Consider the following 12,404-nt stretch of genomic DNA (forward strand, 5'->3'; position numbering starts at 1 on the left):
GATAGATGCAAAAGAGTTAAAAAATATGATTTCGGTAGGGGCTAAGCGCCTCGAAGACCAGGCGGAATATGTCAATTCCTTGAACGTCTTCCCGGTTCCAGATGGGGACACAGGGACGAATATGAGCCTTTCCTTCACTTCAGGCTGCGACCTGGTGACGACTAATAATGCCCAAGATGTCGGTCAGGTAGCCCAAGACCTCGCCAAGGGACTCTTGATGGGCGCCCGGGGCAACTCCGGCGTGATCCTGTCGCAGTTATTCCGTGGTTTCGCCAAGGGCTGCGAGGAGAAGGAAGTCCTCTCCGGCCAAGACCTGGCGGATGCTTTTAACCATGGGGTGGAAACAGCCTACCAAGCAGTGATGAAACCAGTGGAAGGGACCATCTTAACCGTGGCGCGCGAGGCAGCAGAAGCGGGGATGGCCGCCGCCAAACAGCAGGATGATCCTATCCATGTCATGGAAGAAGTCCACAAGGGGGCGGAGGAAGCGCTGATCAAGACGCCAGACCTCCTGCCTGTCCTCAAAGAAGTGGGCGTTGTCGATAGTGGGGGCCAAGGCCTCTTCATTATTTACACCGGCTTTTTAGAAGCGCTCAAGGGTGAAAAGATCGAAGTCGATGACAAGGTCGGCATGTCTCAAGCAGATGTGACGGAACTGGCCCACCAAGAAAACTTCTTCAAGACCTCCCATGCCGTGTCCAATGAAGACATCACTTATGGCTACTGCACGGAGATCATGGTCAAATTGGGCGAAGGGGAAACTGTTACCGACAGCTTCGACTATGAGACCTTCCGCAACTTCCTCAACGACCTGGGCGACTCGCTCCTGGTAGTTAACGACGAAGAAGTGGTCAAGGTCCACGTCCATACCGAACACCCCGGCCAAGTGCTCGAATATGGGCAAAAATTTGGCTCGTTGATTAAGATCAAGGTCGACAACATGCGCCTCCAACACGACACCATCCTCGAAGGCAAGGCCCAAGCCTCTGCGCCAGCCAAGCCTAAGGAAAAAATTGCCGTGATTGCGGTGGCAGCTGGCCAAGGTATCCAGGACATGTTCCAGAGTCTGGGCGTCTCCAAGGTCATCAATGGCGGACAAACCATGAACCCATCGACGGAAGACATTGTCAAGGCGGCCCAAGAAGTCAACGCGGAAAGCTATCTGATCTTGCCGAATAATAAGAACATCTTCATGTCCTCCAAGCAGGCGGCGGAGATCTTGGACCAAGACGCCCGCGTGGTGGAATCCAAGTCCATCTCCCAAGGTCTGACGGCCATGTTAGGCTACAACCCAGAAGCCAGCCTGGATGAGAATGCGGAAGCCATGACTAGCGAACTGGCCTATGTCAAGTCTGGCCAAGTCACCACCTCTGTCCGCGATACCAAGATTGGCGACCTCACCATTAAGGAAGGCGACTACATGGGCATCGTCGACGGCGACATCATCAGCAGCCAAGCTGACCGAAAAGCCCAAACCCTAGCAACCGTTGAGGCCATGCTGGATGAGGATTCCGAAATCGTGACCCTCTTCTTCGGCGAGGGGGTAAGCCAAGACGAAGCAGAGGCTTTGGCAGAGGAAGTCGAAGCCAAGCACGAGGACATCGAAGTGGAAGTCCACGAAGGCCAGCAACCGGTCTATGCTTATTTGATTTCGGTGGAATAGGAGGATAGTACCTTATGAGCATGGTAAAGTAAAATTTGCCAGTTGCTTAATAAATTTTATTACGAAAAAACAAAAATCTCCCATTTCAATAGATGGAGAAAAAAGCAGTGTCAATGTAAATGGTGCTGCTAAAGAGGGTTCTGCCGTTTGAGGTGGGACCTTTTTTGTTTATCTTATTGATCATAATGAGTCTGCTTTCAAAAAATGATTTTAAAAAATAAAAAGGCATGTGCTATTTAAGTAAGGTATGCTGCTGAGCATGGCATTGTTGATGATTATTACAAGTAAAGACATATCTTGGACAAATTATGGAAAGACAATATTGATTCATGATGCATTCTAAAGTTTGAGTAGTGAGATTTTAAATTTTTCAGTTTTAGTTTTAATAGGTATGCAATATTTTTTGCGGGTTAAGTCTGAGCAGAAGTGGAGCGTTGAAGTTGGTCCTTAGCCGTGAAGAGCAAGTAAAGCGAATTACGGATCGTTGGCGCAAGCCTTACGAGCCGTTTGAGATTTGCTAGGCGAGAGACCAAGGCTCGAGCCGGTGCCACGGCTTTTCAAGGACCAAATTCAACAGCGCAACGGATGCTCATCAGCACAGCCTTAATCAACCATTTATTTCTTTGTAAATACAAAATCTGTACAAATCCCCCAAAACTTCGGGACAAAGACTTTCCGGTGATCGGCTCAGTTGATAGGCCCTGCCTTGCTTTGGCCAGCCCTTGGATAGGCAGGAGGGGAAATGCTTGTAGGCTAACTATAATTTAGTGTTATAATAACCTTAATGAGGAAAATTGCAGAGCCCAGTGCTTGTGGCTAGTGGGCGTGGGAGGAATGTTGGAATGAACGGCAAGCAGACGAATATTGGGATTTTGGATTTTATTCCCCGGGACAAGGACACGACGGCGGCGGATGCTTTTGATAGCTCGGCCCAGTTGATCCAGTATGCGGACCAGCTCCAGCTAAAACGCTACTGGTTTGCGGAGCACCACAGCACACCGTCGATCTTTAGCTCGAGTCCTTTCTTGCTGACGGCGCACTTTGCCTCAAAGACCGAGCAGATCCGGGTAGGGGTTGGGGGCGCCATGGTCAATAACCAGTCGACCTATCAGATGGCGGAGAAGATCCGCACCCTCCAGGCCATGTACCCCAACCGCGTCGATGCAGGCCTAGGCAAGAGCCGATCTGGGGATGCCATGAATGACATCCTGGACCGGGAATTCTTCCAGTCTGACTTGACTTATGAGGAGAAGCTCCAGTCAACGGCGGCTTTCTTGGCGAATTCCTTTCCGCCTGGCCACCCCTATGCCAACCGGCTCTTGATTCCCCACCGGGTGGGGGACCAGCCTGAGCTCTTTATCCTAGCTGGGAGTGCCAACAATGTTCAAGCAGCAGCGCGGATGGGTTTTGGTTTGAACTATGGCCTCTTTATCAACAGCGACCTTAAGGAAGCTGAGCGGGCCATTGCCGACTACCGGGCTAATTTTGAGCCCTCCGCCTTCTTCAGCCAGCCCCGGGTCATTGTGTCCTTATATGTGGTAGCAGCCTATGATGAGAAGCTCCTGCCCGCCCTGGAGACGGCAGTTGACTATTGGAGCCTAGCCTTCAAGTTCGACAAGCGGTCGGTCTACCAGCTCCTCTCGGTCGATGATGCTGCCGATTTCCCCTTTGACCAGCGAGAAAAAGCCCTCTTGAGGGAGAACAAGAACCAAAAAGTCGTCGGGACGCCCAAACAGGTGGCCAGCCAGCTCCAGAGCTTGAAGAAGCGCTTGGACTGCGACGAATTCATGGTGCTCAACCAACTGCCGGCCCACATTTACCGCAAACAATTGTTGGAAATCTTGAGCGAGATAGTGATTTAAGGCCATTTATGTTAAAATTAAAGAAGAATATTTAGAAGGGAAGTGAAGCATGATGTCAAGTCTTTCCGATCCGGTGACAAAGATCCCAGGGGTAGGTCCTAAGACGGCCGAGCGCCTGGAAAAAATTGGAATTGTAACGGTGAAGGACTTGCTCTACCACTTCCCTTTTCGCTATGAGGACTTATCGGTGAAGGATGTGGCCGAACTAGAAGACGGGCAGAAGGCGACGGTCATGGGCCGGGTCACAACGCCCGCCGTTATCGATTATTTTCGCGGCAAAAAGGGCAGCCGGCTGACCTTCACCCTGGCCGTCCAGCACGAGGTCTTGCGGGTGGTCTTCTTCTACCAGCCCTATCTTAAGGACAAGGTCAAGGTAGGGGAGGACTTGGTGGTCTACGGCAAGTTCGACGCCAACCGCCAGCAGATGATTGGCCAGCGGATTATTGACCTGGCCCAGTCCGATGACCTGAGCGAACAAGCCTCGGTCTACCGGCTGACGTCCGGCCTGTCCCAGAAGCAGCTCGTGACTTATATCCGCCAGGCCTGGGAGCTCTACGCTGACCAGATTGAAGAAGTCCTGCCCGATGAATTGCGGGAGAAATATGGCCTAGTGACCCACCGCCAAGCCCTGGAGTGGATGCACTTTCCAGCGGATGGGGAGGCCTCCCGCCAGGCCCGCTACCAGATCAAGTACCAGGAATTCTTCCTCTATATCCTCCGCATCCAATGGCGGAAGCAAGTCAAGCGCCGGTCTGAACAAGGCATTGCCATCGCTTACGACAACCAGGCCCTGGTCCGCTTTATCCAGTCCATTCCCTTCGAACTCACCCAGGGACAAAAAGAAGTGGTCAATGAGATTTGCGCTGACCTCCGCCAACCCTATCAGATGAACCGTCTCCTCCAGGGGGATGTGGGGAGCGGGAAAACGGTCGTAGCCTTCATTGCCTTAATGGCGGCTGTCTACGGAGGCTACCAAGGGGCTTTTATGGTACCTACAGAGATCCTTGCCGACCAGCACTACCAGTCGGCCCAGAGCCTCCTGCCTTCTGACCTTAAGCTGGCCTGTCTGACGGGGTCGACCAAGGCCGCCGATCGCCGGCAGATTCTTGAAGACCTGGCCAATGAAGACCTAGACCTCTTGATTGGGACCCATGCCCTGATCCAGGACGAGGTCGACTTTGCTCAGCTCGGCTTCATCATTATCGATGAGCAGCACCGCTTCGGGGTCAAGCAGCGGGCACGTTTGATCGAGAAGGGCAAGTGGGCCCTGCCCAATGTTCTCTACATGACGGCAACCCCTATCCCGCGGACCTTGGAGATCACCACCATGGGCGACATGGACGTCTCCAAGCTCAAAGATCTGCCCAGCGGCCGCCAGCCCATCACCACGACTTGGCTGCGTCCCAGCCAGGAAGAGACGGCCCTGGACCAATTGGAAGGGGAGCTTCGATTGGGCCACCAGGCATATATTATTTGCCCCCTGATTGCGGAATCGGAGACCCAGGAAGCCCAGAACGCTGAAGAGATCTACCAGCGCTTTTGCACTTACTTTGCGGGCCGCTTCCAGGTGGGCCTCCTCCATGGTAAAATGTCCAATGAGGAGAAGGACCAGGCCATGGCTGACTTCCAGGAGCGAAGAAGCCAGGTCTTGGTGGCCACCACGGTGGTTGAGGTCGGGGTCAATGTCCCCAATGCGACCTTTATGATAATCCTGGACGCTGACCGCTTCGGCCTGGCCCAGCTCCACCAGTTGCGCGGGCGTGTGGGCCGGGGGGATGCCCCCTCCTATTGCGTCCTGATTGCCGACCCCCGTACCGAGAACGGTCGTGAACGGATGGCCATCATGACCCAGTCGACGGACGGCTTCTACCTGAGCCAGGCTGACCTGGAGCTCCGGGGGGCGGGGGATTATTTTGGCACCAAGCAGAGTGGCCTACCTAGCTTCAAACTGGCGGATCCCCTGGCGGACGCGACCATCCTCGAAGCCGCCCGCCAGGATGTGGGCTACTTCATGCCCTATCTGGAGACCCACGCTGGCGACTATCCCCAACTCTTGACCTATCTCAAGGCCCTGGACCAGGATGTTCAAGCCTAGCCCTTTTGACCAATGAAGCAAGACAAAACAAGGATTAAAGGAGAAAACAATGAAAATTGCAATTGATGCCATGGGCGGCGACCACGCCCCAGAAGTTCCTCTGAGAGGCGCTCTCAAGGCTGCCCAGGAATACCCAGACTTAGAGATTCAACTATACGGCCAGACGGAGGCCCTAGATGCCTATCTGCCCGACGCCCTGCCGGCTAACCTCCAAATCGTCGAGGCAGAGGAAGTCATTGGGACAGCAGAAGAACCCGTCAAGGCCCTCCGCCAGAAGAAAAAATCTTCCATGGTTCTCGGCTTAAAGGCCGTGCGCAAGGCCCAGGCCGACGCCTTTATCTCAGCCGGCAATTCGGGCGCTCTGATGGCCGGGGCCCTCATGCAGGTGGGGCGGATGAAGGGCATTAGCCGGCCCGCCTTCCTAGTCAACATGCCCTGCTTTACAGACTTCAACAAGTCCTGGGTCCTGATCGATGGAGGCGCCAATGTGGACAACAAGCCAGCCCACCTCCACCAATACGCCATCATGGGCTCGGCCTACATGGCGGCGGTCAAGGGGATCGACCAGGCCCGGATCGGTCTCTTGAACAATGGCAAGGAAGCCGGCAAGGGCAACCAGCTCACCCAGGCCGCCTATGAGCTCCTCAGCCAGGAAGAGACCATCAACTTCATCGGCAATGTGGAACCCAGCGAGGTCCTCAACGATGCTTGCGATGTGGTCGTGGCAGATGGTTTTGCGGCCAATATGGTTCTCAAGAGCCTGGAAGGGGCTAGCAAGGCCTTTGTGACCCTCTTGTCCGACACCCTGAAGACGGCCTCCTGGAAGAGTAAGGTCGCCGGTCTCTTAGTCAAAGAAGACCTCAAAACCGCCTTTGCGGGCCTCAACTCCGATAATATTGGTGCCGGTGTGGTCTTTGGCGTCAAGCAACCGGTCCTTAAGTGCCACGGCTCAGCCAAGGATGATGCCTTCTACTATGCCATCCTCCAAGCCCGGCAGATGGTCGATAGCCAGCTTTACGACCAACTAGCCCAAGACTTTGCAGTTTTAGCCCAAAGAGAGAAAGAGGAAGATTGAGATGGAAGTGGAGTTAAAAGTCTTTCAAATGATCATTGACCGCTATGGGGTGGAAGCCGAACGCGTCAGCCGGGACCTGTCCTTCACTGACGACCTCGGCGCCGACTCCCTGGACGTGGTGGAATTGATTATGGAACTTGAAGACATCTTCGGCATCCAGATCCCTGATGATGAGGTAGAGTCGATCGAAACGGTGGGGGATGTCCTCGATTACATTCGCGATAACGTCCCCTCAGCCGAGGATAAAGCCTGAGGATAGATAGCGATGGAATGTCCGAGCCCTGCTGGATATTCCATCGCTTAGTCTATTTATTTCGGTATAGATATAGAAAAAATGTAAGTGTAAACTGTAAACGGTGCTGGTGAGCATCCGTTGCGCTGTTGAATTTGGTCCTTGAATTATAGAGGGTCAATAACGGCTAACGCCGTTTTGTACTATATCCGTAAGTCGCTAACGCTCCAACGGCTATAGCAGCACCGGCTCTTTAACGATCAATTTCAAGACGTAACGGATGCTCACTAGCACCATTAAATTAAAAAAAATATATTACAAAAAAGAAAGCGAGCGATTGGTATGAATTTTGATGCGATTAAGGACTTATTTTCCAGCCAATTCGGTTTAGAGATCCAGAATTTGGCTTATTATGAAACAGCCTTCACCCATTCCAGCTATGTGAATGAGAAGAAGCGCGAAGACCTGAATGACAATGAACGAATTGAATTCTTAGGGGATGCAGTGATTGAGCTCCTCGTCTCTAATTACCTCTACGCCCACTATCCCGAACTCCGCGAAGGCGACCTCTCCCGCTTCCGGGCCCGGATTGTCTGCGAAGAGAGCCTGTCCAAGCGCTGTGTGGAACTAGGCTTGGACCGCTTGATCCGCCTGGGCAAGGGGGAAGAGGCTAATGGCGGGCGCCAACGTCCCGGCCTCCTGTGCGACCTCTACGAAGCGGTCTGTGGGGCAGTCTACAAAGACCTAGGTCTAGAAGCTGTCGAAGTGATCCTGGCTGACAATATCTATCCTAAGATCAAGGCTGGGCGCTTTAACCGCCAAGTGGACCCTAAGACAGCCCTCCAGGAAGAATTACAGAAGAACGGTGAAATCAACCTCTCCTATGACCTGCTTGAAGAGTCCGGACCGGCCCACAACCGGGTCTTTCGCATGGCCGTTTCACTCGACGGCCAAGTTATCGGGGAAGGCCAAGGCCAGTCCAAGAAGGCCGCCCAACAAGCTGCGGCCCAAGAAGCCTTAGACCAACTCGCTAAGAAAGACCAGTAGAAGGGGGCTTTCAGTGTATTTAAAGTTAATCGAATTGACCGGCTTTAAGTCCTTTGCGGAGAAGACCCGGATTGAATTGGACCGGGGCTTTACAGCTATTGTCGGCCCCAATGGTTCGGGCAAGTCCAATATTACCGAGGCCATCAAGTGGGTGCTCGGCGAACAATCGGCCAAGTCCCTGCGCGGCAAGCGGATGGATGACGTCATCTTCGCCGGGTCGGAGGCCAAGCGCAAGGCCCAGTATGCCGAGGTGACTTTGACCTTCAACAATGAGGACCGGGTCCTGGCCATTGACCAGGACGAGGTGTCCATCAGCCGCCGCTATACCCGGTCAGGGGAAGCCACTTACATGATCAACCGCCGCCAGTGCCGGCTCAAGGACATCACGGAACTGATGCTGGATACCGGCGTGGGCCGGGATTCCTTTTCCATTATTTCCCAAGGACGGGTGGAGGCGATTTTCACCCAGAAGGCGGAAGAGCGGCGGGGGATCTTCGAAGAGGCAGCTGGCGTGATGAAGTACAAGACTCGCAAGGTCGAGGCCGAGCGCAAGTTAGCCCGGGCCGAGGACAATCTCAACCGGATTGAAGATATTTTAAGCGAGGTGGCGGGCCAGCTCGAACCCTTGGAGGACCAGCGCAATGTCGCCCTCAAGTACCAGGCGACCAAGCAGGAGCTCTCAGAGATTGAGATCGCCCTGACCAGCGTCCAGGTGGAGACCCTGTCCGAGCAGTGGCAGGTGGCCCAGCGCGACCTGGAGGAGTGTAAGGACCAAGTTAACCAGCTCAAGGCCGACCTGAAGACCTACCAGGACCAAGCCGACCAGGTCAAGAGTCAGGAAGAAGCCAAGGAGAACCAGGTCAACCAGCTCCAGACGGACTATGTGGATACGGTCCAAAAGACCGAGAAGCTCCAAGGGAAGATCCGTCTCTACCAAGAGAAGCAGGACTTCCACCAGCGCGACCAGACCAGCCAGCAGAACTTCTTAGCTGAGCTTGACCAGGGCATCCAAGAAGCCAAGCAGGAAGTCGAAAAGCTGAGCCTTCACTTGGACCGGGTGCGCCAAGACTATGCCGACCAGGAAAAGGAACACCAGCGGCTCAACCAGGCCCTGGAGGAATTGACTGCCGGCCAGGCCGAGCTTTTGGAGACCAAGCGCAATGACTATATCGACGCCCTCCAGGCCCAGGCCCGCTACGATAACGAACAAAAAGAAATCACTAAGGAAAGCGACCGGCTTAAAGACCAATTGGCCCGCTACCAGAAGGACCAGGAAGCCAAGCAAACCCACTACGATAAGCTGATCAAGGAGCGGGAAGACCGCGACCAGGCCTACCAGGAAAAAAAGCAGGCGACCGAAGACTTGCTCAGCAACTACCAAGAACTCGCCCAAGAGGCCAAGACCTACCAGGCCGACTTGGAAGCAGCTGACCAAGCCTACCGCCAGGCCCATGAGCGGATGATCCAGGTCCAAGCCCGGTTAACCAGCCTAGAAGACCTGGAAGAGAGCCATGCCGGCTTCTTCTACGGGGTTAAGAATGCTCTGGGGATGAAGGACCGGATCCCCGGTATCCACGGGGCGGTGGCCGAACTTATCCAGGTTGACCCGGCCTATACAGCAGCCGTCGAAACGGCCCTGGGCGGCGGCCTACAAAATATTGTCACTGCAGATGCCAAAGTAGCCAGCCAGGTCATCCAAGCCCTGAAGAAAAGCCGGGGCGGCCGGGCCACCTTCCTGCCCCTAGCTGTGATCCGGCCCCGCCAGCTCAGCCAACAAGTCCTGAACCAGGCCCAGTCCTGCTCCGGCTATGTGGGCGTTTTGGCAGACCTGGTCACTTATGACCCGACCTACCGCGCTGTCATGCTGAATCTCATGGGAACGACCCTGGTAGCCGACAAGATGGATAATGCCCGGCAGATGGCAGCCAAGCTCGGCCAGCGCCAGCGGATTGTGACCCTGGAAGGTGATATCATCCATGCCGGGGGTTCCATGACCGGGGGCCAGCAGAAGCAGGACAAGGGCGGCCTCCTCTCCCGTAAGCAGGAGATCGACCGCTTGCAGACTGAGCAAGACAAATTGGCCCAGGCCCAAAGCCAGAGCCAGGCCGAGCGTGAAAGTGTCCAGGCTAAAGGCCAAGCCATCGTCGACCGAATGGAAACTGTCAAGGAAGCCGGCAGCGAGAGCCGCTTGGAAGAGCAAGAGCTCAAGCAGGCCCTGGACCAAGTCGACCGAGACTTGAAGAATTTAGAAGCCGACCTGGACCTCCTCAAGCTAGACCAGGCCAGTGCCAAGGAACAAGTCCAAGACTTGGATCTGCAGGCAGGCGAGCTTGACCATAAGTCGAAAGACCAGGCTAAGATAGTCCAAGAGCTTAAGGCTAGCATCGAGCGGATGAATTTATCCGAATCGGACCGGGCCCAACGCCTCCAGGACTTCCAAGCCGAACTCCGACACTTTGAGAGCCAGTTCGCTGTCCTCGCCGAGCAGAAGAAGCAGGCTGAGAAGGACTACCAGGCCGCCCAAGCGACCCTCAAACAAAAAGAAAAAGACCAGGCCCAAACCATCCAGGCCCTGGCTGACCTGGACCAAGAATTGAGCGAGCAGTCCGGCCAGGCCGAGCGCTACCAGGCCGACTACCAAACGGCTAAAGCCCAGCTCAAGGAAGTCGACCAGGCCCTCAAGGCAGCCCGTCAAGCCCGCAAGGACCTCCAAAAAGAAAGCCAAGCATTGAGTCAAAAACAACAAGCTTTAAACGACCAGCTCCAGGAAGCCCTGGGCCAGCAAGCCAAGCTCGGGGCGACCGTTTCCCGCTATGAGGTTTCAATCGACAACCACTTGGACCACCTGCGGGAAGAATACGGCCTGACCTATGAGCGGGCCCGGGAGATCAGCCAGCTGGACATGTCCATGGAAGCTGCCTCGACCAAGGTCCGCCAGCTCAAGCAGACCATTGAAGACCTGGGGCCCGTTAACCTGGCGGCCATCAAGGACTATGAAGAGGTCAAGGAACGCTATGATTTTATGACCAAGCAGTGGGAGGACGCCGACCAGGCCAAGACCAACCTCTACCAGACCATTCAGGGGATTGACCAGGAAGTCACCGAACGCTTCAAAGTGACTTTTGAAGCCATCCGCGACGCCTTTGAGAAGGTCTTTCCCAAGCTCTTTGGCGGGGGCAAGGCAACCCTTGTCCTGACCGATCCCGATGACCTCTTGAATACCGGGGTCGAAATCATGGCCCAGCCACCCGGCAAGCACCTCCAGCTCCTCAGCCTCCTCTCGGGCGGGGAGCGGGCCCTGACTGCTATCGCCCTGCTCTTTGCCATCCTCCATGTCAAGACCATCCCCTTCACCATCCTGGATGAGGTGGAGGCTGCCTTGGACGATGCCAATGTCCGCCGCTACGGCCAGTACCTACAGAATTTTTCCAAAGAAAACCAATTCATCGTCATTACCCACCGCAAGGGCACCATGGAGGCCGCCAATGTCCTCTATGGGGTAACCATGCAGGAATCGGGGATTTCCAAGCTAGCCTCAGTCAGCCTGGCAGACTTTGACGCGGAAGCACTTGAAGAAGGAAAGGAGTCTCGTGATGAAAGCACTCGTGGCCATTGATCTTGACGGCACCTTACTCAATCCAGACAAGGAGGTGAGTGCGGCCAACCGCCAGGCCATCCAAGAGGCCCTGGCAGCCGGCGTCGAGATAGTGATTTGCACCGGCCGCCCCTTAGCGGCTATCGAAGCCATTCTCCAAGAAGTTGGCCTGGATAGCGCTGACCACTACAGCGTGACCTACAATGGGGGACTGGTGGTTGCCAACCGTGGCCAAGAAGTCCTCTTCGAAGAAACGCTGACTATGGAAGACCTGGAAGCCATTTATCCAGTCGTCCACGACTTGGACCTGCCTCTAGAAGCAGTCAGCCGGAACCAGGTCTACCAGTTGCCCTATCCAACAGACTATCCGGGACACTATGGGGATGCCCGCGACTTCCTACCGACTGAAAAAGTTAGCCTGGCAGATCTTGACGGCGACCTGACCTTCCCCAAGCTGGTGGTCGCCACAGAGCCTGACCACTTGGACGCCCAGATTCCCAAGCTGCCCCAGGATTTTTACCAAGATTACTCCCTCATCCATTCGGTTCCAGAAGAGCTGGAATTCATGGCCCAGGGGATCGACAAGGGCAAGGCACTGGGGATTTTGGCCGACCGCCTAGGCTATTCGAAGGACCAGGTCTATGCGATTGGGGACGAGCGCAACGATGCCGCTATGTTCGCCTATGCCGGAACAGGGATTGCCATGGCCAACAGCCATCCGGATATCCTGGCCCAGGCCGATTTAGTCACCCGGTCCAATAGCCAAGACGGGGTCGCCTATGCCCTTAGAGAATTTATTTTAAAAAAACCAGGAGACTTGATACAATAAGACAGA

At 54.8% G+C, this 12,404-nt stretch carries 8 protein-coding genes; all 8 read left to right on the forward strand.

Features of this window, described 5'->3' with window-relative positions; all coding sequences use genetic code 11:
• Positions 1–25: 25 nt before the first annotated feature.
• The 8 genes from QP339_RS01950 to QP339_RS01985 all read left to right on the forward strand — a co-directional run bounded on the left by QP339_RS01950 (position 26) and on the right by QP339_RS01985 (position 12,398).
• A complete protein-coding gene (locus QP339_RS01950; protein WP_070619323.1) occupies positions 26–1,663 on the forward strand; it encodes a DAK2 domain-containing protein in 1,638 nt (545 codons plus the stop codon).
• An 842-nt stretch (positions 1,664–2,505) separates the two neighbouring features.
• A complete protein-coding gene (locus QP339_RS01955) occupies positions 2,506–3,525 on the forward strand; it encodes an MsnO8 family LLM class oxidoreductase (protein ID WP_070617547.1) in 1,020 nt (339 codons plus the stop codon).
• Positions 3,526–3,574: 49 nt separating this feature from the next.
• Positions 3,575–5,620 carry an ATP-dependent DNA helicase RecG gene (gene recG, locus QP339_RS01960; protein ID WP_284910184.1) on the forward strand — a complete coding sequence of 682 codons (2,046 nt, stop codon included), beginning with the start codon at positions 3,575–3,577 and terminating at the stop codon, positions 5,618–5,620.
• A 49-nt stretch (positions 5,621–5,669) separates the two neighbouring features.
• The gene (gene plsX / locus QP339_RS01965) at positions 5,670–6,695 is read left to right on the forward strand and encodes a phosphate acyltransferase PlsX (RefSeq protein WP_284910186.1); all 1,026 of its coding nucleotides are present in this window, start codon (positions 5,670–5,672) and stop codon (positions 6,693–6,695) included.
• Position 6,696: 1 nt separating this feature from the next.
• The gene (locus QP339_RS01970; RefSeq protein WP_070617554.1) at positions 6,697–6,948 is read left to right on the forward strand and encodes an acyl carrier protein; all 252 of its coding nucleotides are present in this window, start codon (positions 6,697–6,699) and stop codon (positions 6,946–6,948) included.
• A 321-nt stretch (positions 6,949–7,269) separates the two neighbouring features.
• Entirely contained in the window at positions 7,270–7,974 is a 705-nt protein-coding gene (gene rnc, locus QP339_RS01975) for a ribonuclease III (RefSeq protein WP_284910188.1), read from the forward strand.
• Between the two features lie 13 nt (positions 7,975–7,987).
• Positions 7,988–11,590, forward strand: coding sequence for a chromosome segregation protein SMC (gene smc, locus QP339_RS01980; RefSeq protein WP_284910189.1), 3,603 nt, complete (start codon positions 7,988–7,990; stop codon positions 11,588–11,590).
• Positions 11,568–12,398, forward strand: coding sequence for a Cof-type HAD-IIB family hydrolase (locus QP339_RS01985; RefSeq protein WP_284910190.1), 831 nt, complete (start codon positions 11,568–11,570; stop codon positions 12,396–12,398). Before smc ends, QP339_RS01985 begins: the two co-directional genes overlap by 23 nt.
• Positions 12,399–12,404: the final 6 nt, after the last annotated feature.

The sequence above is a fragment of the Aerococcus sp. UMB7834 genome, assembly GCF_030215145.1.
Lineage (GTDB): Bacteria > Bacillota > Bacilli > Lactobacillales > Aerococcaceae > Aerococcus.

Bases quoted from the DNA above. Each gene is read 5' to 3' on its own strand.
- QP339_RS01950 (WP_070619323.1), top strand. From the start codon at position 26: ATGATTTCGGTAGGGGCTAAGCGCCTCGAAGACCAGGCGGAATATGTC.
- QP339_RS01955 (WP_070617547.1), top strand. From the start codon at position 2,506: ATGAACGGCAAGCAGACGAATATTGGGATTTTGGATTTTATTCCCCGG.
- recG (WP_284910184.1), top strand. From the start codon at position 3,575: ATGATGTCAAGTCTTTCCGATCCGGTGACAAAGATCCCAGGGGTAGGT.
- plsX (WP_284910186.1), top strand. From the start codon at position 5,670: ATGAAAATTGCAATTGATGCCATGGGCGGCGACCACGCCCCAGAAGTT.
- QP339_RS01970 (WP_070617554.1), top strand. From the start codon at position 6,697: ATGGAAGTGGAGTTAAAAGTCTTTCAAATGATCATTGACCGCTATGGG.
- rnc (WP_284910188.1), top strand. From the start codon at position 7,270: ATGAATTTTGATGCGATTAAGGACTTATTTTCCAGCCAATTCGGTTTA.
- QP339_RS01985 (WP_284910190.1), top strand. From the start codon at position 11,568: ATGAAAGCACTCGTGGCCATTGATCTTGACGGCACCTTACTCAATCCA.